19 protein-coding genes are annotated in these 21712 nt (G+C 59.2%); 12 read left to right on the top strand and 7 right to left on the bottom strand.

Annotated features, from left to right (window positions below):
• Positions 1 to 42: 42 nt before the first annotated feature.
• Positions 43 to 1524, bottom strand: coding sequence for an NAD-dependent succinate-semialdehyde dehydrogenase (locus V8G57_RS17855; RefSeq protein ID WP_342830591.1), 1482 nt, complete (start codon positions 1522 to 1524; stop codon positions 43 to 45).
• Between the two features lie 35 nt (positions 1525 to 1559).
• Positions 1560 to 2651 (bottom strand): tartrate dehydrogenase, encoded by a 1092-nt coding sequence (locus V8G57_RS17850; RefSeq protein ID WP_342830520.1) that lies wholly within the window; start codon positions 2649 to 2651, stop codon positions 1560 to 1562.
• A 137-nt stretch (positions 2652 to 2788) separates the two neighbouring features.
• On the opposite strand from V8G57_RS17850, the gene V8G57_RS17845 reads away from it, so the two are divergent.
• Entirely contained in the window at positions 2789 to 3697 is a 909-nt protein-coding gene (locus tag V8G57_RS17845) for a LysR substrate-binding domain-containing protein (RefSeq protein WP_342830590.1), read from the top strand.
• 46 nt (positions 3698 to 3743) lie between these two features.
• Here V8G57_RS17845 and V8G57_RS17840 read toward each other — a convergent pair whose 3' ends face one another.
• The 4 genes from V8G57_RS17840 to V8G57_RS17825 all read right to left on the bottom strand — a co-directional run bounded on the left by V8G57_RS17840 (position 3744) and on the right by V8G57_RS17825 (position 7837).
• A complete protein-coding gene (locus V8G57_RS17840) occupies positions 3744 to 4244 on the bottom strand; it encodes an Lrp/AsnC family transcriptional regulator (protein WP_092360029.1) in 501 nt (166 codons plus the stop codon).
• 153 nt (positions 4245 to 4397) lie between these two features.
• The gene (locus V8G57_RS17835; protein ID WP_342830519.1) at positions 4398 to 5777 is read right to left on the bottom strand and encodes an aspartate aminotransferase family protein; all 1380 of its coding nucleotides are present in this window, start codon (positions 5775 to 5777) and stop codon (positions 4398 to 4400) included.
• 194 nt (positions 5778 to 5971) lie between these two features.
• Complete coding sequence (locus V8G57_RS17830; protein WP_342830518.1) at positions 5972 to 6898, bottom strand: 2-hydroxyacid dehydrogenase; 927 nt, start codon at positions 6896 to 6898, stop codon at positions 5972 to 5974.
• A 66-nt stretch (positions 6899 to 6964) separates the two neighbouring features.
• A complete protein-coding gene (locus tag V8G57_RS17825) occupies positions 6965 to 7837 on the bottom strand; it encodes a GNAT family N-acetyltransferase (protein WP_092397525.1) in 873 nt (290 codons plus the stop codon).
• A gap of 284 nt (positions 7838 to 8121) precedes the next feature.
• Between V8G57_RS17825 and V8G57_RS17820 the strand changes: the two genes are divergently transcribed.
• From V8G57_RS17820 to V8G57_RS17770, 11 genes are all read left to right on the top strand, one after another.
• On the top strand, positions 8122 to 9600 hold the full coding sequence (locus V8G57_RS17820) for an aldehyde dehydrogenase family protein (RefSeq protein ID WP_342830517.1): 1479 nt from the start codon (positions 8122 to 8124) through the stop codon (positions 9598 to 9600).
• A 301-nt stretch (positions 9601 to 9901) separates the two neighbouring features.
• Positions 9902 to 10570: a haloacid dehalogenase type II gene (locus V8G57_RS17815; protein ID WP_092397521.1), complete on the top strand. Its 669-nt coding sequence runs from the start codon at positions 9902 to 9904 to the stop codon at positions 10568 to 10570.
• Positions 10571 to 10604: 34 nt separating this feature from the next.
• Positions 10605 to 11882: an NAD(P)/FAD-dependent oxidoreductase gene (locus V8G57_RS17810; protein WP_342830516.1), complete on the top strand. Its 1278-nt coding sequence runs from the start codon at positions 10605 to 10607 to the stop codon at positions 11880 to 11882.
• Between the two features lie 214 nt (positions 11883 to 12096).
• Positions 12097 to 13719, top strand: a complete 1623-nt coding sequence (locus V8G57_RS17805) for an ABC transporter substrate-binding protein (RefSeq protein WP_342830515.1) — start codon at positions 12097 to 12099, stop codon at positions 13717 to 13719.
• Positions 13720 to 13858: 139 nt separating this feature from the next.
• Positions 13859 to 14815, top strand: coding sequence for an ABC transporter permease (locus tag V8G57_RS17800; protein ID WP_092397517.1), 957 nt, complete (start codon positions 13859 to 13861; stop codon positions 14813 to 14815).
• A 5-nt stretch (positions 14816 to 14820) separates the two neighbouring features.
• A complete protein-coding gene (locus V8G57_RS17795; RefSeq protein ID WP_092397748.1) occupies positions 14821 to 15693 on the top strand; it encodes an ABC transporter permease in 873 nt (290 codons plus the stop codon).
• 1 nt (position 15694) lies between these two features.
• Positions 15695 to 17587 (top strand): ABC transporter ATP-binding protein, encoded by a 1893-nt coding sequence (locus tag V8G57_RS17790; RefSeq protein WP_342830513.1) that lies wholly within the window; start codon positions 15695 to 15697, stop codon positions 17585 to 17587.
• Positions 17584 to 17901, top strand: a complete 318-nt coding sequence (locus tag V8G57_RS17785) for a (2Fe-2S)-binding protein (protein ID WP_092397513.1) — start codon at positions 17584 to 17586, stop codon at positions 17899 to 17901. The genes V8G57_RS17790 and V8G57_RS17785 overlap by 4 nt, the downstream gene beginning before the upstream one ends.
• Positions 17883 to 19259 carry an FAD/NAD(P)-dependent oxidoreductase gene (locus V8G57_RS17780; RefSeq protein ID WP_342830510.1) on the top strand — a complete coding sequence of 459 codons (1377 nt, stop codon included), beginning with the start codon at positions 17883 to 17885 and terminating at the stop codon, positions 19257 to 19259. Before V8G57_RS17785 ends, V8G57_RS17780 begins: the two co-directional genes overlap by 19 nt.
• Complete coding sequence (locus V8G57_RS17775; RefSeq protein ID WP_092397509.1) at positions 19256 to 20434, top strand: NAD(P)/FAD-dependent oxidoreductase; 1179 nt, start codon at positions 19256 to 19258, stop codon at positions 20432 to 20434. The genes V8G57_RS17780 and V8G57_RS17775 overlap by 4 nt, the downstream gene beginning before the upstream one ends.
• A 341-nt stretch (positions 20435 to 20775) precedes the next feature.
• Complete coding sequence (locus V8G57_RS17770) at positions 20776 to 21426, top strand: energy transducer TonB (protein ID WP_342830509.1); 651 nt, start codon at positions 20776 to 20778, stop codon at positions 21424 to 21426.
• 89 nt (positions 21427 to 21515) lie between these two features.
• Here the strand turns inward: V8G57_RS17770 and V8G57_RS17765 are convergent.
• Positions 21516 to 21712, bottom strand: a 197-nt coding sequence (locus V8G57_RS17765; RefSeq protein ID WP_342830508.1) for a hypothetical protein, incomplete at its 5' end; no start/stop codon positions are given.

Here is a 21712-nt window from a genome sequence, read left to right as displayed (position 1 = left end):
ATCTTGAAAGTAGGGAAAAGGTTGACGAAAGACTGATTGCATTCAAGCCAAGCCGCCCTGGCACAGGTATTTGGTGTGCATGTAGTCATCCAGGCCGTAGCGCGAGCCTTCGCGGCCATAACCGGATTCCTTGACGCCGCCGAACGGCGCCGCTTCGCTCGCCAGCGCGCCTTCGTTGATGCCGACGATGCCGCTTTCCAAGTGGTTTGAAACACGCCAGATGCGCGCTGCGTCGGCGGCGTAGAAATAGGCGGCCAGGCCGAACGGTGTGTCGTTAGCCATTTGTATGGCTTGTTCTTCGCTGCTGAAGCGAAACAGCGGCACCACCGGGCCGAAGGTTTCTTCCTTGAACAGCAACATGTCTGTGGTGGCGTCGCCGAGTATGGTCGGCGCGTAGTAAAACGGTCCGCTGGCGAGGTCGTTGCGTACCGCAGAGCCGCCCAATAACAGGCGGGCGCCGTGGGCCAGAGCATCCTGCACATGGAGCGAGATTTTTTCGATCGCGCGGGCATTGATCATCGGCCCGATCTGGACGCCATCGGCATTGCCGGGGCCAACCTTGAGCGCTGCCACCCGCGCCGCCAGTTTGTCGGCAAAAGCCTGGTACACGGAATCTTGCACATACACCCGGTTGGGCGACACGCAAGTCTGGCCGCCGTTGCGGAATTTGGCTGCCATCAAACCGTTGACCGCGGCATCCAGATTGGCGTCGTCGAAGACGATGAACGGCGCGTTGCCGCCCAGCTCAAGCGATAATTTTTTCAAGGTAGAGGCAGAACCGCGCGCCAGATGTTTGCCCACCGGGGTGGACCCGGTGAAGGTGATCTTGCGCACCCGGCTGTCTTGCAGCCAATCGTCGACCACAGCCGGGGTTTGGGTGCGCGAGGCGCAGACGATATTGATCACGCCTGGCGGGAAGCCAGCTTGCTCGGCCAGCCAGACCAGAGCCAGCGCGGTCAGCGGCGTATCTTCGGCCGGCTTGGCCACCACCGTGCAACCGGCGGCCAGCGCCGGTGCGATCTTGCGAGCAATCATCGCCAGCGGAAAATTCCATGGCGTGATTGCCGCCACGACGCCAACCGCCTCGCGCACCACACTCATGCGTTTGCCGCGGACCTGGTCGGGAATCACGTCGCCGTAGGCGCGTACCGCTTCTTCGGCAAACCATTCGACATACGTGGCGCCATAGGCAACCTCGCCCCGCGCTTCCGCCAACGGCTTGCCTTGTTCGCGGCAGATCAGCTTGGCGAGATCGTCGGTGTTGGCAAGAATCAGCGCGTGCCAGCGCTTGAGCAGACGGGCACGGTCGCGGGCGCTGGTTTGCCGCCACGGTTCCAGCGCCGTATGCGCGGCATCGCTGGCGGCGCGGGCGTCGGCGGCATCGCCATCGGCCACTGCGGTGAAATCCTGGCCGCTGGCCGGATCGGCGACGGCAAAGCTGGCGCCGCTGTGGGCTGCGCGCCAGGTGCCGCCGATAAAATGCTGTGAACGTAGCAGTTCCGGATTATTCAACAAGAGAGGCATGAACGGTTCTTCCGATAAGAGTTTCATGGCGCACCTCAGGCAGCATCGCTGATCAGGCGGGCGATAGCTTGTCCCATCTCGGTGGTGGAGGCATTGCCGCCCAGATCGCCGGTGTGCGGTCCGCTCGCCAGCACCGACTTGATCGCGGCGACGATGGCGTCATGTGCTTGCCGGCCGGCGCCGCTGCCCTTGGTGAGGAAATCGAGCATCATGGCGCCGGACCAGATCATCGCCACCGGATTGGCGATATTCTTGCCGTAGATGTCGGGTGCGGAGCCGTGCACCGGTTCAAACAGCGATGGGAAATTGCGTTCCGGATTCAGGTTGGCCGATGGCGCCAGGCCGATGGTTCCGGTACATGCCGGACCCAGGTCGGACAGGATGTCGCCGAACAGATTGGAGGCGACCACTACATCGAAGCGTTGCGGCTGCAGCACGAAACGCGCGCACAGGATATCGATGTGCTGCTTGTCCCAGGCTACATCCGGGTAAGTGCCGGCGACTTCCGCCGCCCTGGCGTCCCACCAAGGCATGGAAATCGAAATGCCGTTGCTCTTGGTGGCGACAGTGACGTGCTTGCGGGCGCGAGTCCGGGCCAGCTCGAATGCATACTTCAATACCCGTTCGGTGCCGCGGCGAGAGAATACTGCCTGCTGCATGACGATCTCATGTGGCGTACCTTCGTACATGATGCCGCCGACCGATGAGTATTCCCCTTCCGTGTTTTCACGCACGATCATCATGTCGATGTCACCCGCCGCACGTCCCGCCAGCGGACTGCGCACGCCTTCGAAAGTCTGCGCCGGGCGCAGGTTGATATATTGGTCGAATTCGCGACGGAATTTCAGCAGCGATCCCCATAGGGAAATATGGTCAGGGACGATGGCGGGCCAGCCGACCGCGCCAAAATAAATAGCATCCATTCCCGAGAGTTGTGCTTTCCAGTCTTCCGGCATCATGCCGCCGGTTGCTGCGTAGTAGTCGCAACTGGCCCAGTCGAATTCCGTCAATTCCAGCGTGATGCCGAAGCGTCTGGCGGCGGCGCTGACTGCGCGCAGGCCTTCCGGCATGACTTCTTTGCCGATGCCGTCACCGGCAAGCACGGCGATTTTGTAGGTGGTATTCATGATTTCCTTTTTCTGTGGCGGTGTCGGCCCGGGAAATGTGCCGCCAGATTCACAAGCTAATGCAGAACATTATATTCACTCTGATTGGGAATATAATCTGTGTTTTGTTGAAGCATTGTGCACAGATCGTGAATAAAATGCCGACCCCGGAAGACTTGCGCGTATTTATCGCCGTAGTGCGTAAATCGAGCTTCTCGGCTGCCGCCGATGAACTGGGCAGTTCTCCTGCCTATGTCAGCAAACGTATCCGGATTCTCGAAGAAGAACTGGCAACCCGATTATTTCAGCGCACCACGCGCAGCGTTGTAATCACGGAGGAAGGCGAGCGCATTTATCACTGGGCGCAGCGAATACTCGACGATATCGATCATCTGCTGCAGGAGGTGTCGATCAAGCGCCAGGTGCCGCGTGGGGCGCTGCGCATCAGCAGCAGTTTCGGTTTCGGCCGCAATGTCGTCGGTCCGGCGATTTCGCTGTTGCTGGAGCGTTATCCGCTGTTGTCGGTGCGTTTTGAGGTGTTCGATCGGCTGGTGGATATCGCCAGCGAAGGTTTTGATCTGGATGTCCGGGTCGGCGATGAGATTGCGCCTCACCTGATTGCACGCCGGCTAGCGTCGAACCATCGGGTCTTGTGCGCGGCCCCGGCATATCTGGAGAAGCGCGGCCAGCCGCAGGCGCTCGGCGAACTGGCGCAACACGACTGCCTGGTGATCAAGGAACGCGATCATCCGTTCGGCGTGTGGAAGTTGCGTGCCAACGGCGACGAGCAAACGGTCAAGGTCACCGGGCCGCTGTCGACCAATCACGGTGAAGTGGCAGTGCAATGGGCCATCGACGGCCGCGGTGTGGTGCTGCGTTCAATCTGGGACGTCGGTCAATATCTGCAAAATGGCCAGTTGCTCAGGATATTGCCGGCGTACAGCCAGGAGGCCAACGTCTGGGCGGTTTATCCATCGCGCTTGAGTAACTCGTCCAAGGTGCGGGTCTGCGTTGAGTTCCTGCAGGAGTATTTTTCCAACCTCGATGCCGCTGACAGGTCGAAATAAGAATCGACCCGGCGTCGCGCCCTGGAAAATACTCAGTTTTCGATGCTCAATTCTGCGACGTGATGAATTTTTCCAGCGGATACTGGCTTTTGATGAACGGCGACTTGATGACGATATAGCTGAAGTATTTTTCAATGTTGAGATGTTGTTCCAGCAGATTTTCGATGATGCTCTGGTAATGCACCACGCCTTGGGTGACGAATTTCAGCAGGTAGTCGTAACCGCCGCTGACCAGATGGCATTCGACAATTTCGTCAATGCCTCGGATGCTGGCTTCGAACTTTGCAAAATCTTCGCGGCGATGATCGGACAAGGTGACTTCGGTGAACACAATCTGGACGTTGCTGAGTTTTTCCAGCTGAATATGGGCGCCGTAACCGGAGATGTACCCGGCTTTCTCAAGGCGTTTGACGCGGATCAGGCAAGGGCTTGGCGACAAGCCGACCAGATCGGCCAGCGCGACGTTAGTGATGCGGCTGTTTTGCTGCAAATGGCAAAGAATGCGTAAATCAATTCGATCAAGTTTCAAGGCCGCGCTGGTGTTCATCATCGACTCCGTCATCAAACATCTTTTCTGGGCTCATCCATGGTATCACGCAGTATGCGCCTGCAAGCCGCCGCGATTTGTCAGTGTGAACAAAAAATTCCGGCGCGACTGCCAGCGAATGTGCTGTCGCCCCGGATCGCTTGTGTGTACGCCTTAAGCCAGTGCGCTGCGGACGTCCGGCTGCTCAAGCACCTCGTCCAGGATTTTCCTGAGCCGGCTGAACAGTAGCTCGAATTCACCGCTGGTGTAGCTCAGCGCCGGGGCGAATCCAAGGATGTTGTCACCGAAGGCGCGAAAAACCAGGCCACGCCGATAGGCTGCCGCTGCGATCCGTTCCGATAATTTCAATGACGGCTCAAAGCGCCGCTTGCTGGCCTTGTCGGCCACCAGTTCCAGCGCGCCAAGCAAGCCGCGGCTGCGCGCATCGCCGACCAGGGGATGTGCTAGCAGCTCACGCAAACCTTGCTCAAAATGCGGCGCCTGGGCCATGCCATTGGCCAGCAGACCGCCTTCGTGATACAGGCGCAAAACTTCGAGGCCGATGGCAGCGCTGACCGGATGGGCTGAATAGGTTTGCCCATGGCCGACCACCGCTTCTCGTGCGGCGCCGTCGGCGATCGTGTTGTACAACCGGTCCGACATCATCACCGCGCCCATCGGTGCATAACCGGCGGTCAATCCTTTTGCCATGGTCATCAGGTCAGGCTGCACGTTTTCCGCTTCGCAGGCGAATAGCGGGCCGGTGCGGCCGAAGCCGGTGATGACTTCATCCACGACAAACAGGATGTCCAGTTCGCGGCAGGCGGTTTCCATCGCCTTGAGCCAGCCGACCGGAGGCACGATGACGCCGCCCGAGCCCTGGATCGGTTCACAGAAAAATGCCGCTACATTGTCGGCGCCGAGCTGCGCCACCTTGTCGCGCAAGGCCTGCACGGAGCCCTGGATCAGTGCCGCGTTGTCGTTGCCGAGCGGGTTGCGATACGGATAGGGTGAGGCGATATAGTGCTGGTTCGGCAGCGGCAAGTCGAAGTTGAGATGGAAATTGGACAATGCAGTCAATCCGGCGCCAACCGATGACGAACCGTGATAGCCTCGCTCCAGCGAGATGAATTGTTTTTTGAACGGCTGGCCCAGAGAGTTGTAATAATGGGTGATATAGCGCACTGCAGCGTCCACTGCATCCGATCCACCCAGCGTAAAGTAGACATGCTGCAGTGAAGCCGGAGTGAGTGCTACCAGCTTTGCCGCCAGCAAAATGGCAGGCTCGGAACCATAAGAAAAATAGCCTGTGGCGTAAGGCAAGCGTGTCATTTGTTCGGCAGCGACACGTACGATGCTGTCTTGGCCGTAGCCGGTATTGACGCACCACAGGCCGGAGAACGCATCCAGCAATTCATGCCCATGCCGGTCGGTGAGATAGGCGCCGCGCGCCGATTGCAAGATGGCGACACCCTGCTGCTCGTGGCCGCGGAAACTGGTTACTGGATGGATCAGGTGACTACGGTCAAGTGCGACAAGGGTAGAGTTTTGCATAGTGTTTTCCAAGGGAGGCTGTGGCGTGTTCGGCGGCTGTTGCATCGAAAACTGTGCAACCATATTACGTCCGCCAGCGCAGCGTTAGCTTGCAATATGCTTCTCTGAAAGCGGCAAGAATTGGGTATTTCAAGTGCGACGCAACATTTTCTGCGGTCGCTGCCAGTACCGCCATTTTTCTCGCCGGATGTTTTTCAATATCCCCGCCTCCTGTCGACCAGGCCAATCAACGACTGGCCGGCCTGATGGCGGCGAATATTGTCGAGCACGGCTTCGACTGCGCCGGCTGGTTGCGTCATGCTGGCAATGTGAGGAGTAAGCACGATTTCCGGACGACCCCAGAATGGGTGGCCGGCGGGCAGCGGTTCGGTCTCGCAGACATCCAGCGTGGCCGACGACAATCGACCGCTGTCCAGCGCTTCCAGCAAATCCGCTTCGACCAGGTGGCCGCCGCGGCCGACGTTGATGATTGCAGCACCGATCGGCAATGCCGCAAATAATTTTCGGTTAAGAATGCCGCGTGTGCTCTCGGTCAGCGGCAGCAGGCAGATCAGGATATCGCTGCACGCCAGGAACGCCGCCAGCTCATCTTCGCCGGCATAGCATGTGATGCCTTCCAGGGTGCGCGCCGAGCGGCTCCAGCCGACGCAGGGAAAACCAAAGTCATGCAGCTTGGCCAGCACGGACTGTCCGAGCACGCCGAGTCCAAGCATGCCGATGCGGCGGCTTGCCGCGGGCTTGACCAAATGCGCCTGCCAGCGCTGTTCGCGTTGCTGCCGGGCGTAAAGGTGGCTTTGCCGATGGATGGCGAGTACCGCGTGTGTGACGTATTCGACCATGTCGTCGGCGATGCCCGGCTCGATCATGCGCACCACCGGGATATGCGGCGGCAACAACGAAAAATCGAATTGATCGATGCCGGCTCCCACCGAAAATACTACTTCGACATTGGGAAACCGGCTTGCCATGTCTTCCGGTGGCAACCAGGCGGCGAGATAACGAACCTGCTCGGCTGCACCGTAGTCTGGCCAGCAGTGAAATGGAATATCCGGTGCTTTTTCGGCGAACAAGCGCGCCCATTCGGCGCCCCGCACCGGGTCCGCCTTATATAGGAAACTCATGTCGTTCCTTGAGGATGAAAGCGTTGCAATTCGCGCTGCTTGCGTTGTGCGTGCCAAGCGTCGCGTTTAGCCGAGCGCCTGGTTGATCAGCGAATACAGTTGCAGGCCGGGATCTTTTTTTGCTGGAGCACCCTTGAGCATGGCGATCACGGTATCGACCCGGGTTAATCCGATTTCGCTCAGCCATTCGCTCAGGCCGCTGGCGTCTGGTACATCAATCCGGATGAAAGATCCTGCGTAAGTGTTGATCCAGTGGCTGATAAGCGCTTTTGCATGGACGGCATCCGGCGCGATAACCGGCCCGATAACGCGGCCATGGCCGAAACGCCGCACCAGTGCAAAACCCAGCATTTCGCCGTCGCGGTCGATGGCGACACCTTCCGCCACATCGTTTAGTGCAGCCAGGAGCTGGCTGCGATCCATGCCGGTAGCGCGCGCGTCAAGTGCTTGCAATCTGGCGATATCGTTGACGCCAAGCGGCCTGATCCGTTCACCCGCAGGTAGCGGAATCAACGGCGACTGCATGGCGGAACCCTGGTGCTGATGCAGTTTTCCGGTGGCGGCAAAGCCCAGCTTTTCATATAGCGGCTGGCCGGCCGGCGTAGCGTGCAGCATGATATTGCGCGAGCCTAGCTCCTGCAACAGCTGCTCCATCAATTGACGCCCCAATCCAAGGCCCTGCTGGGCTGCCTGCACGATAACCATGCCGAGCGTGGCGTAGGCGTTTCCGAAACGCCAGCACAAGGCGCTGCCGACCAGGGCTGGGGGCTGGCCATCGCTCCGCCTCTCTATGGCGAAGCCGTTGCCTAACTGATAAATGAATTGCCAGTCTTCCAGGCTGTGCGGCCATTTCAGCGCCAGCGACAGACGATGACAAGCGGCGAGATCGGTCTCGCCAAGCGGGCGCAGCGTAAATTGGCTGGCAGTTTGTTCTTGCATGGCTTTCTCCTTGTCGATAACTCGCCGGACCTTGCTGCCTGGGTAGGGTGCAGCAAGATTTTTGGTGATTTCTGGTGATAGCGAATGATGCCCTGTTTCTTGCAGCAGGATTCCTCCATCTGCTGCGGAATTACGCAATCTTGTTGCGAGCTGGACTATCGTCTCAGCACAAAATACGCCGTATTCCGGATTAGCATCGGCGTTATGAACAAAACGCATCAGGCGGCGCATAAATCGCCATATGTAACGCCACATTCAGCACCAATTACTCTAAAGGATATTCCATGCAAGATTTTGTCCCGGATCAGGTTGTAGTTAACAGCGCGCATTTCATCGGCGGTGTTTATGTCGATGGCGGCAGCAATCTGATTGACGTGCTACGCCCATCCGACGGCCATGTCTATGCCGGTTTGCCGGTGGCCGATGCAACGCTGGTGGATCGCGCCGTGGAAAACGCCTGGCATGCATTCAAGACCAGTAACTGGGCCACCCAGCCTCCGCGCGAACGGGCGCGCATCCTGCGCCGCTGGGCCGACCTGATCGAGGCCGACGTTGCCGTGCTGGCGCCAATGGAGGCGTTGGGATCGACACGTCCAATCCGCGATGCCGTCCAGTGGGACGTGCCGTTTACGGCTGAGGGCATCCGTTTTTTTGCAGAATTTGCGGATAAGCACGGCGGCGAAGTCGCAGCGACCCGCAGCGATCACCTGGGGATGACGATCAGCGAGCCCTATGGCGTGGTGGCGGCGATTGCGCCGTGGAATTTTCCACTGGTCATGGCTTCATGGAAAATCGGCCCGGCGCTGGCGGCTGGCAACGCAGTAGTTTTAAAACCCTCGGAAATGACGCCCTTTAGCATCTTGCGGGTGGCCGAACTGGCTATCAAGGCCGGTATTCCCGCGGGAATTTTCAATGTAATACAGGGCGATGGCAAGGTCACCGGCGACAGCTTGTGCCGTCATCCCAAGGTGTCGAAAGTCACTTTCACCGGTTCGACTCAGACCGGCGCCGCGATCATGCGGGCTTGTGCCGAAAGCGGCACCAAGCCGGTAACGCTGGAGCTGGGTGGCAAGAGCCCGCAAATCGTGTTTGCCGATGCCCCCGACCTGGACAAGGTAGCGCGTATGGTGGCTGCTGCGATTTCCGGCAATGCCGGCCAGGTCTGCGTTGCCGGCTCACGCCTGATCGTACAGCGTGGCGCGGCAGAACAAGTTGTAGCCGGCATCGCTCGCTCTTTTGAAGCTTTGCGTGCAGGGCCGACCTGGCAGCAGGCAACCACGCTGGCTCCTATTATTTCCAAGGGCCAGGCCGACCGCATCGACGGCATCGTCAACCGCACCATCGCCGCCGGCGCGCAACTGGTGACGGGCGGCGCGCTGGCGCCGCGCACCGGTAACGGTTCCTATTACTTGCCGACCATCCTGGCCGGCGTCAATAGCGGCATGGAAGCAGTCAACAGTGAAATCTTCGGCCCGGTGCTGACAGTGCAAGTATTCGATGACGACGCCGAAGCGCTGACGCTGGCCGCGCATCCGGATTACGGACTGGCAGCCGGCGTACACACCAGCGACATCGGCCGGGCGCTGCGCTTCGCCCGCACCCTGGAAGCCGGTACGGTGTGGATCAACCGCTACGGACGCACCTCCGATTTCGTGATCCCCACCGGCGGCTACAAGCGCTCTGGCATGGGCAAGGATCTGGGACGGCAGGCATTTGAAGCGAACCTGCGGATCAAGAGCGTGCTGATCGATTTTGCCGAGTAGGACAGGACGCTGGTGTTGATAAATACCCATCTTTTCGCACCGTGATGGTGAATTTTCGTGGAATTCGCCCTGCCATAGAGCATTGCTGCACTGCTCGGCAAGCTGTGCTGATTGAGCCGCATAAAACAAATGTTTCTGTTTCATGACGGCTTGAAAACGGGAGATTCACAGTATTTTTGTATGGTGTAATCATCTCGTAAACAAGAGATCGGCGAACACCGCCGCCGACCGCACAAGTCTGTTTTCGCCGCCGCCGGGAGCTGTTCCGGAAGCTATTACAACCGTTAGAGGACTACCCTAAATGACCATCTTCAGGCCAAAATTCATTACCTTCGATTGCTACGGCACATTGACCCGCTTCCGGATGGGAGACATGGCAAAAGAATTGTTCGCAGACCGCGTTTCCGCAGCCGATATGCCGATGTTCATACGGCAATTCGCCGCCTATCGCCTCGACGAAGTGCTCGATCAGTGGAAGCCTTATGAAGAAGTGGTGAAGAATGCCGTGAAACGCACCTGCGCCCGTTGGAATATACAAACCACCGAGGAAGAAGCCGGCTTGTTCTATCAGGCAGTGCCGACCTGGGGTCCGCATGCAGATGTGCCGGAACCGTTGGCGCGGGTAGCCAAGGAATTCCCGCTGGTAATTTTTTCGAACGCTTCCGACGACCAGATCCAGCACAACGTCGACAAGCTAGGCGCGCCGTTCCACAAAGTGTTTACCGCACAGCAGGCGCAAGCCTACAAGCCGCGCCTGCGCGCTTTTGAATACATGCTGGATAACCTGAACTGCAATCCGGAAGATGTGCTGCACGTTTCGTCCAGCCTGCGTTACGACTTGATGCCGGCCAGCGACATGGGCATCAAGAACAAGGTATTCGTGGCGCGCGGCCATGAACCATCGACGCCACACTACGGTTATACCGAAATCACCGATATCGGCGGTTTGCCTGGCGTAGTCGGTCTTTGAACCGCATCCCCGCCACCGTCTTGTCAGGAATCGCATGAAACTGGAATCTTATTGGCTAGACACGGCGCCAAGGTTTTCCGCCGGCGCCGAGGGGGCGGTGCCGGAGAAAGCCGACGTCGTTATCGTCGGCGGTGGTTTTACCGGCTTGTCGGCGGCATTGGCGTTGAGCCGCAAGAATCTGTCGGTGGTGCTGCTGGAGGCGGGACAGGTGGCCGGTGAAGCATCAGGCCGCAACGGCGGCCAGTGCAATGGCGGCCTGGCGCACGATTTTTCCGAGCTGGCTATGCGCATTGGCAAGGATAAAGCCAAAGAGTTGTACCAGTCGTTTGTGAGCGCTGTCGACACGGTGGAAAAAATTGTCGTCGATGAAAAACTTGATTGCGACTTTAAGCGTTGCGGCAAGTTGAAGGTTGCTGCCAAGCCGGAACACTATGCCAAATTACAGCAGGTCTATAGCGACCTGATCGACGACGTCGATCCGCAATTGGCTCTGGTTGCGCCGCAAGACATTGCACGGGAAGTCGGCGGCAACGGTTTTTATGGCGGTTTGCTGCAAAAGACTAGTGCGCAATTGCATGTCGGTAAGTTTGGCGTGGGTTTGGCGGATGCCGCAGCCCGCCATGGCGCCCGCATTTTCGAATCGGCCGAGGTTACCCGGCTCGAACAATTATCCGGGCAGGCTTACCGCGTGCATAGCAGCAGAGGCACGGTGGAAGCGAAACAGGTGTTGCTGGCTTGCGGCGGTTGCGGCACCGGGCCGTTTGCGTATTTCCGGCGGCGCCTGGTACCGGTCGGCAGTTTCATTATCGTCACTGAGACCTTGCCGCAAGCGTTGCTGGACGTGATTGTCCCGGGCCAGCGGAATTATGTGACAACCAAGAACATCGGCAATTATTTCCGCATTACGCCGGATCGCCGCTTGTTGTTCGGCGGCCGGGCGCGCTTTGCCGTGTCCAATCCACGCTCGGACCAGAAGAGCGGGGCATTGCTGCAGGCGGCGATGGTCGAGATGTTTCCGGCATTGCGCGACACGCGCATCGATTATTGCTGGGGCGGTTCGGTCGATATGTCGGCCGATCGCTTGCCGCGCGCGGGTACTCACAATGACCTGTTCTACTCGCTCGGCTATAGCGGCCATGGGGTGCAGATGGCGGTCCACATGGGCCAGGCCATGGCTGATGTGATGATGGGAAACCCGCAATCCAATCCCTGGCGGGAAATGCGCTGGCCGCCGATTCCCGGCCATTTCGGCAAGCCCTGGTTTTTGCCGCTGGTAGGCGCGTACTACCAGTTGCGCGACAAATTGAGTTGAGCGCCTGCTCCGTGCCGGCTCTACGCCGGCTTTAATAAAAAGCTGTTGGCAGCGGCATGTTAATTGCTAGTTTAGTTGTAAAGCGATGTTGCAATCAGGCTCGGCCACTGCAGGCTGCCCATGCATCAACGGGCAGGGGGGAGGGCGTAAAAAAACGCTGACCAGAGGTGATGCTGGTCATATCATTTTTTTGATTTTTTTGGGCGAGGCTATCATGACAACGAATAAATTCGAGCAGGACAAAGCGAGCGGTCCATCCAATGCTGGGGAGCAACTGGAAAGCGCACACACCGGCTTTACGCGGCGCGACATGATGCGCACGGTATTGGCCGGCAGCATGATGGTGGGTACCGCTGGCAGCATGCTGGCGGTGGCCGGGAATGCTTATGCACAGACGCCGCGGCGCGGTGGCAAGATCAAGATCGCGACGCAGTCCAGCTCCACCGCCGATACCCTCGATCCGGCCAAGGCGGCGCTTTCCACCGATTACACCCGGGTCAACATGTTCTATAACGGCTTGACCACGCTGGATGCCAAACTGGCGCCGCAAATGGTGCTGGCGGAAGAAATCAATACCAGCGACGCCACGTTGTGGACTATCAAGCTGCGCAGCGGCGTTCGTTTCCATGACGGCAAGCCGTTGACTCCCGCCGACGTGGTGTATTCATTGATGCGCCACAAGGATCCGGCGACGGCATCGAAAGCCAAGGCGCTCGCCGACCAGTTCGAATCGATCAAAGCCAGCGGCCCCAACGAAGTACAGATCAAGCTGACCGGCCCGAATGCTGACTTGCCGGTAATCCTGGCCACCGCTCAGTTCCTGATCATCAAGGACGGCACCACCACATTCACCACGGCAAACGGAACCGGCGCCTTCAAGTGCAAGGAATTCACGCCGGGCGTGCGCACCGTCGGCGTTCGCAACGAAGAATACTGGAAGTCCGGCAAACCGTACCTGGACGAAGTCGAACTGTTCGGCATTCCAGACGAAGCAGCGCGCATCAATGCGCTGCTGTCCGGCGACGTGCACTGGATCAATGAAGTAAATCCGCGCTCGACCCAACGCGTCAAGTCGAGCCCTGGTTATACCGTACTGGAAACCAAATCAGGCCTTTACACCGACCTGGTCATCCGCCAGGATGTGGCGCCAGGCAAGAGCAACGATTTCACGCTCGGCATGAAATACCTGATGGATCGCGAACAGATCAAGACTGCCGCCTTCCGCGGCTATGCCGTGATCGGCAACGATCAGCCTATCGATCCGACCAACCGCTTTCATTTCGCCGGCTTGCCGCAACGCCCATACGATCCGGATAAGGCCAAGTTCCATTTGCAGAAGGCCGGCGTGATCGGCAGCACCATTCCGCTGGTGGCCACGGTTGCCGCCGCCGGTTCGGTCGACATGGCGCTGTTGATGCAGCAGTCGGCGCAGAAGATCGGCCTGAAGCTGGATGTCAAGCGCATGCCTGCCGACGGTTACTGGTCCAATCAATGGATGAAAGTACCGCTCGGTTTCGGCAACATCAATCCGCGTCCTAGCGCTGACATCCTGTTCACCCAGTTCTTCAAGTCGGATTCCGCGTGGAACGAGTCGGGCTGGAAGAACGATCAGTTCGATCAATTGCTGGTGGCGGCGCGGGCCCAGACCGATTTCGCCAAGCGCAAACAGATGTATGCTGACATGCAGGTACTGGTGCATGAAAAATGCGGGATCGGGGTTCCGGTGTTTATCGTCAACCTGGAAGGCGTCAGCAGCAAGATCAAAGGTATCCAGCCAATTCCTCTGGGGGCGTTCATGAACTACACCGCTGCCGAATATGTCTGGCTGGAAGCCTGAGGTTCTGCTTCAAAAAGACGCAAGGCGTGTTTGTGGCCGCATGCCTGCAGCAGATTATGGGTGAGAACAACATTCGTCAGGTTGCAACTGCATGGCAGTCTAGCGCTGCAGCCGGGCGGATGTCAGAAAGGAAGATGTAATGAACGGCACGGTCGGACGTCTTATTATCAACCGGCTCGGCCTCGGAATATTGACATTGCTGCTAGTGTCGATCGGGGTCTTTTTGATTACCAACCTGTTGCCCGGCGATGCGGCGCAAGCGGCGCTCGGCCAGTCGGCAACACCGGAAACCGTGGCCGCACTGCGTTTGCAGTTCGGTCTGGATCAACCGGCGCCAGTGCGCTATTTCTACTGGCTGAGTGGATTATTATCCGGTAATCCGGGGATTTCACTGGTCAACAACGTGCCGGTAGCGCAGCTGATTGCCGGCCGCCTGCCCAGTTCCCTGCTGCTGGCGGCCGTGACCGCCGCAGTGTCGGTGCCGATTGCGCTGACACTGGGAATTACCTCCGCCATGTATCGCGGCTCCCTTTTCGATCGCGTGATAAGCGTCGGTTCAGTATCGATGGTGTCGGTACCGGAATTTCTGGTGGCAACCATTGCCGTGATGATATTTGCGGTCAAGCTGCGCTGGCTGTCGGCGCTTTCACACACTGCCGATATCGCTTCGGCCGGCCAGTTCCTGAAGGCTTACGCGATGCCGGTGCTTACCTTGTGCTGCGTGATCGTGGCGCAGATGTCCCGCATGACACGGGCTGCAGTCATTGATCAGTTGAGTTCTTCCTATGTCGAGATGGCCGCACTCAAAGGCGCCCGGCCAACCCGCATCGTGCTGAGCCATGCTTTGCCGAATGCTATCGGGCCGATTGCCAATGCGGTGGCGCTGAGCCTGTCTTACCTGCTGGGTGGGGTAATCATCGTCGAATCCATTTTCAACTATCCCGGCATCGCCAGCCTGATGATCGATGCCGTCACAACCCGCGACATGCCGCTGGTGCAAGCCTGCGCGATGATTTTCTGTTGTGCCTATCTGCTGCTGGTGCTGGCCGCAGACATCTGCGCGATCGTCTCCAATCCAAGGTTGAGGAACCGGTGAATACCATGCCTAACTCCAATGTCGTCGTCGCCGACAAATTGCCGCCGCCGTCGCCGGCAGCGAAGCCGCGCCGTTTTTCGATATCCATCCTTGGCCTGATCGGCCTGTGCATCGTGGTTTTCTGGCTATTGATGGCCGTGATCGGACCAACCATCTCGCCTTACGACGCCGGACAGATTGTGGATGCCGATGTCTTCGGCAGCCTCAGCAGGAAATTATTGCTGGGCAGCGACTACCTCGGCCGCGATATGCTCAGCCGGATTCTGTTCGGCACCCGTTACACCATCGGCCTGGCGCTGGCGGCGACGCTCCTGGCTTGCTCGATAGGCACCGGATTGGCGCTGTGCGCGGCGCTGGCCGGCGGTTGGGTCGACGCCGTCATGAGCCGCACGCTGGATGCTCTGATTTCGATTCCGAGCAAGATGTTTGCATTGATGATGGTGGCCTCTTTCGGTTCTTCGCCTGAGTTGTTGATCATTACGGCAGCCATCACTTACATGCCGGGTTCCTACCGGATTTCGCGCGCGCTGGCGGTGAATGTGCAAACCATGGAATACGTTCAGGCTGCCCGTGCTCGCGGCGAGGGTGCACTGTATATCACTTGCATCGAGATGCTGCCGAACATGATCCGTCCGGTGCTGGCTGACGCCGGCTTGCGCTTCGTGTTCGTGGTGTTGCTGCTGAGCGGCCTGAGTTTTCTTAGCTTGGGAGTCCAGCCGCCGGATGCCGACTGGGGCTCGCTGGTGCGGGAAAACATTGCCGGCCTGGGCGAGGGCGCCCCTGCCGTCATCATGCCGGCGCTGGCGATTGCGACGCTGACCATCGGTGTCAACCTGTTGATCGATAATTTGCGTGGCAAGCGCTCCAGGAAGGATTGATATGAACAAGAACGCCAAAGCCAACGTCAAAACCGGCGACAGTGATCTGGTCAAGGTTTCCGGCTTGCGGGTAGTCGCCACCAAAGACAGCGGCGACGATGTGGTGATCGTCAAGGATGTGGATTTTTCGGTTGCGCGCGGTGAAGTGCTGGCGCTGATCGGCGAATCTGGTTCCGGCAAGACCACCATCGCGCTGTCGCTGCTGGGTTATGCCCGTGCCGGTTGCCGTATCGTCGGCGGCAGCATTCGAGTCGGCCAGCGTGAGCTGTTGAGCATGACTCGAGCCGAGTTGTCGCACATGCGCGGCCGCGACGTCGCCTATATCGCCCAGAGCGCAGCAGCGGCTTTCAATCCGTCGAAAACGCTGATGGACCAGGTTATCGAAAGTGCGCTGATCCACAAGACCATGACACGCGCTCAGGCCGAAGCCAAGGCGGTCGGCCTGTTCCGTTCTCTGGCATTGCCTGATCCTGAAAACATTGGCAAGCGTTATCCGCATCAGGTTTCGGGCGGTCAGCTGCAGCGCCTGATGGCGGCGATGGCGCTGATTACCGATCCCGAACTGGTGATCCTGGACGAGCCGACCACGGCGCTCGATGTGACGACGCAGATCGAAGTGCTGCGTGCCTTCAAGAATGTGGTCAAGGAACTCGGCACCACCGCCGTCTATGTTTCGCATGACCTGGCAGTGGTGGCGCAAATGGCGGATCGCATCGTGGTGCTGCGCGATGGCCAGATCCGCGAGGTCGGCAGTACCGGTCAGATTCTGACCGCGCCCGAGAATACCTATACCCAGAGCCTGCTGGCGGCTGCCGCACCGGCAGCACGCGGGCAACTGCCGCTGGCGCCGGAGCAGGAACAGGAACAGGATGCGCCGTTGTTGCGCATACGGGGCCTGATTGCAGGTTATGGCCGGCCGGACAACAAGGGATTGCCGTCGGTACGGATTCTGGATGACATCAATTTGACGATACGGCGCGGCACCACCATCGGCATTATCGGCGAATCCGGCTCTGGCAAGACCACGCTGGCGCGCACCGTGGCAGGCCTGGTGGCGCCGGCGCGCGGCAGTATCACGCTCGACGGCGAACCGCTGCCGCCAACCCTGCAGGGCCGCAGCCGAGAGCAGTTCCGGCGGGTACAGATCGTGTTCCAGAATGCCGACACCGCGCTCAATCCGGCGCACACCATAGGCCGCATGCTGGCGCGGCCGCTGACTTTTTATCATGGGCTTGACGGCAACGCGAAACGCAAGCGCATCGCCCAGTTGCTGGATCTGGTGCAACTGCCAGGCAGTGTCATCGACCGCTTGCCGGGCGAACTTTCGGGTGGGCAGAAGCAGCGTGCCAACCTGGCGCGGGCGCTGGCGGCCAATCCCGATCTGATCCTGTGCGACGAGGTAACCTCGGCGCTGGATACGGTAGTCGGCGCGGCGATCCTGGATTTGCTGGCCGAACTGCGGCGCGAGTTGAATGTGTCTCTTATGTTTATCAGCCATGACATCAGCACCGTGCGCGCCATTTGCGACGACATCGTGGTTCTGTATGCCGGCCGCATGGTTGCCAAGCGGCCGCGTGAAGCGATGATGGCGCCTCCATATCATCCGTATTCGCATCTGTTGCTGTCGTCCGTGCCGGCGCTCAAGCAGGGCTGGCTAGAGCAGGTATGCGGCCGCGTGCCGCAGGATCTGCCGGCCATCGGCGAGGTGGCGTCTTCGCCCGATATCTGTGCTTTCCTGCACCGTTGTTCGCTGCGCGTCGATGGCACTTGTAATGTAGTGCCGCCGCTGCGGCGCTCGCTGGAGCACGGCGGCGAGATTCTTTGCCATCGCACCGATACCGATTTGCAGCATTTGCAACAACCGTTGATTGCAGTCGAAGGTGTAACGGTATGAACAGCAGCAACACACGTTTTGTCAGGCTCGGCGAAACCGAGCGTGAAAAGATCGTATTTCTGATCAACGATAAGCCGGCCGAAGCGTTGCAGGGCGATACGCTGATGGTGGCGATCTTGAACAATATCGATCATTTGCGCCAGTCTGAATTCGGCGATGGCAAGCGTTCCGGTTTTTGCCTGATGGGAGCCTGCCAGGATTGCTGGGTCTGGACTGCTGCCGGTGGCCGCCTGCGCGCCTGTTCGACGCTGGTCAGCGAAGGAATGCAAATATCAACCCGTCAACCGGAGCTGACATGGCCCAACCTCGCGTAGTGATTGTCGGCGCCGGCCCGGCAGGGGTGCGCTGCGCCGAACAGTTCGTCAAGGCAGGCTTGCGGCCCACCGTGATCGATGAGGGCCGCCGCGACGGTGGCCAGATCTATCGCCGCCAGCCGGAAAATTTCAAACGTCCGTACAGTACTTTGTACGGAACAGAGGCCGGGCGCGCCGAGTCGCTGCATCGCAGCTTCGACGCCTTGCGTGGTGCGATTGATTACCTGCCGGAAACGCTGGCCTGGAATGTCAGCGAGGGCCGCATACACTTGGTCAGAAATGGCCATGTGAGTAGCCTGGCGTATGAAATCCTGGTGCTGTGCACCGGCGCCACCGACCGCCTGATGCCGCTCAAGGGTTGGCATTTCGCCGGCACCTACAGCCTCGGCGCGGCGCAGGTTGCGCTGAAATCTCAAGCTTGCTCGGTTGGCCGCGAAGTCGTGTTTCTCGGCAGCGGACCGCTGCTGTATCTGGTAGCGAGCCAATATATCAAAGCCGGCGCCAAAGTGGCGGCAGTGCTGGATACGTCGAGTTTCTGGCAGCAGCTGAGTGCAATGCCAAAATTGATGGCGCGCCCTTCGCTGCTGAAAAAGGGCGTGTTGCTGGTTGCGGCGATCAAGCGCGCCGGGGTGCCGGTGCTGAACGGCGTGACGCCGCTGGAAATTATCGGCGATGCGGATAAGGGCGTGCGGGCGGTCAGCTATCGTCAAGCCAATGGAGAAACAGCCAGCATATCTTGCGATGCGGTGGCGATGGGTTATCACCTGCGGGCTGAAACCCAGTTGGCCGATCTCGCGCGTTGCGAATTTGCTTTTGATCATGCTTCACGGCAGTGGTTGCCGAGAACCGGCGAAGACGGCCGAAGTTCTGTGCCCGGCGTGTATCTGGCCGGCGACGGCGTACGCATTCTCGGTGCCGACGGCGCCGAAAATGCCGGCCGCCTGGCAGCGCTGGCAGCGCTTGCCGATTGCGGTCACACGGTGGACCAGCCAGAGTTCACAGCGTTGCATAAGCAACAGCTGGCGATGGAACGTTTCCGCCAGGGTTTGCTACAGGCATTTCCCTGGCCGGCACAGCAAGCGGCCAGTTTGCCCGATGAGGCAATTGTCTGCCGCTGTGAATGCATCACCGCCGGTGAGTTGCGGCACGCGGTGTCTGGCATGGGGGCTGTTGAAGCAAATCGCGCCAAGGCTTTCAGCCGAGTCGGCATGGGCCGTTGCCAGGGACGTTATTGCGGTCATGCCGGCGCCGAAGTGATTGCGGCGGCAGCTGGCATTCCGATTGCCGAGGTCGGCCGTTTGCGGGCGCAAGCGCCGGTCAAGCCGCTGGCATTCAGCGTTGTAGAGGATGCGCCATGACGACCCGACAGGCGGATGTGATTATCGTAGGTGGCGGCATCATGGGCAGCGCCACTGCTTTTTTCCTGCGTCAGCGCGGACGCTCTGTGATATTGCTGGAACGCGGACTGTTGGGGCAGCAAGCCAGCGGCACCAATTTCGGCAATGTGCGGCGGCAAGGGCGCTTCTTGCCGCAGCTGCCGCTGGCCAATCGCTCGCTGGACATCTGGCGGCGGCTACCGCAGCTGATTGGTGAAGATGTGGAGTTTTTACCCTCCGGCCATATCCGCGTCTGCTATGGCCAGGATAGAGTCGGCATGCTGGAGGAGTATGCACTTGCTGCGCGTACTTACGGCCTCGACCTGGAAATGTTCGCCGGCGAACGGATGCGCGCACGTTTCCCATTCCTGGGGCCGGAGGTCGGCGCAGCGTCGTATTCGCCGCTCGACGGCCATGCCAATCCACGCCTGGCGGCGCCGGCGTTCGGTCGTGCCGCAGCAAAAAACGGCGCGCAGATTTTCGAGAATACCGAAGTGGACGCGATAACCAGGCAGGGCGACGATTTTCTTGTCAGCGCCACCGACGGCCGCTTGTTTAAGGCGCCGGCGATGCTGGTGGCGGCGGGAGCCTGGGCCGACAAGCTGTGCCTGCAATTCGACGAACCGGTCGACCTGGTTGCGCGCGGTCCGCAAATGGGGGTTACCGAACCGGTGCCGTATGGTTTGAAGACGGTGGTAGGAGTGACTTCGCCGCGTGACGAAGAGATTTTGTACTTCCGCCAGATCCCGCGCGGCAACATCATCTTCGGCGGCGGTGGCCGTGGTCCTGCTTACCCGGATCTGCGGCGTGCCTACGTGATGCCGAAGAATACCTTGAACCAGTTAAGGCAGTTGCAGCGGCTGGCGCCGGCGCTGGCGAATTTGAATGTAATCCGGGTGTGGAGCGGCGTTGAAAGTTATATGCCGGACGACCTGCCGGTCATGGGGCCGAGTGCCCGGGTCAGCGGCTTGCATTACGCATTCGGCTTTTGCGGACATGGCTTCCAGCTTGGCCCGGGAGTTGGCGATGTGATGGCGGAGCTGATCGATACCGGACGTACCACGACACCTATAGAACCGTTCTTGATCAGCCGGTTTTCAAAGCAGATGCCCGCTCAGGCTGAATTGATCTTGGATAAGTTTGTTGAGCAGGAGTGAGCGCTCTGTTTTTCACCTACTCGTAATCAATGAACATCCCGATCGCAATGCCGGGCGACTGACGGTTTCTCGCACTCTCGTGGTGAGTTTTAACAGGATCCGCACCGTTTCCATTCAACGGTGACCTCTGTAGCAAGCCATGCTGGCGCCAGCGCCAAAAACCATGGATTGTGTTCCGCGAGAATGATAAAACAAGATATTTGTGCATTCTCACCATGGTGTAATCCATTTCAGAAGATACAGTTTTCGACGGACAGCAATGTGTTTCGTCGAGTTTGTGGAATTGCCGATCTCCGCGGCCTGGCCGTTGAGGGCGGACTTTGATAGTCAAGGAGGCAGGTATGAATTTTGCGCAGGATGGAAAAAGCCCTCCCAGGAATCTAGTTGGCATCGGCGTGGTCGTTGTTTTGCATGTTCTTCTGGTTTATGGACTTCTTACGGGACTGGCGCGCAAGGTTGTAGAAGTGATCCAGCAGCCGGTCGAGACCAAGATCATCGAAGAGTTCAAGCCGCCGCCGCCGCCGCCACCGAAACAGGTAGTGCCGCCGCCGCCAAAATCGGTCGCGCCGCCACCGCCGTTCGTTCCTCCGCCAGAAGTAAAAGTAACGCCGCCGCCGCAGGATAATGTGATTGCCGCGGTGACCAATGTCAAACCGCCGTCCAACGACCTGCCGACTTCGGTGGCGCAGCCGTCGGCTGCCGGCGAGGCTGGGCCGGCGCACACCAGCGCCAAGATTGCAGGAAATTGCGAGAAGCCGGAATACCCGCGGTCGTCCTTGCGCAACGAAGAAGAGGGCATGGTGACGGTCAAGCTGACCATCGGCGCCGACGGCAACGTCCTTGATTCTGCGGTTGAAAAAAGCAGCGGTTTCAAGGACCTGGACCGGGCCACGGTAAAAGCGTGGAGCCTGTGCCATTTCAGCCCCGCCATGGCCGATGGCAAAGCGGTGCAGTCGTCGACCAGGATGCAGTATGTCTGGAAGCTCGAGTAGGCGCAGATAAGCGCAAATGCGCACAAATACACCATCACGTCGCGATTGCGGCAATCTACTTTCTAAATTTTGGAGCATCAGCATGCCTATCACTCGTAACCGCTTATCCGCCCTTGCCACTGCCCTGATGATCTCCGCCGCGACGATCTCAGCGCCACTGGCAGCAATCGCCCAAACACCAGCCGCAGCATCGGCTCCAGCAGCAGCTGCAGATGCGCCGAAAGCGGCCGACACTGCTGCAGCGGCATCGCTGGCAGATAGCCCAACCCCGCCGCCACAGCCGGCA

It is taken from the genome of Collimonas rhizosphaerae (assembly GCF_038896935.1).
GTDB classification, from domain to species: domain Bacteria; phylum Pseudomonadota; class Gammaproteobacteria; order Burkholderiales; family Burkholderiaceae_D; genus Collimonas; species Collimonas rhizosphaerae.
This window is presented reverse-complemented; position numbering and strand designations above follow the sequence as displayed.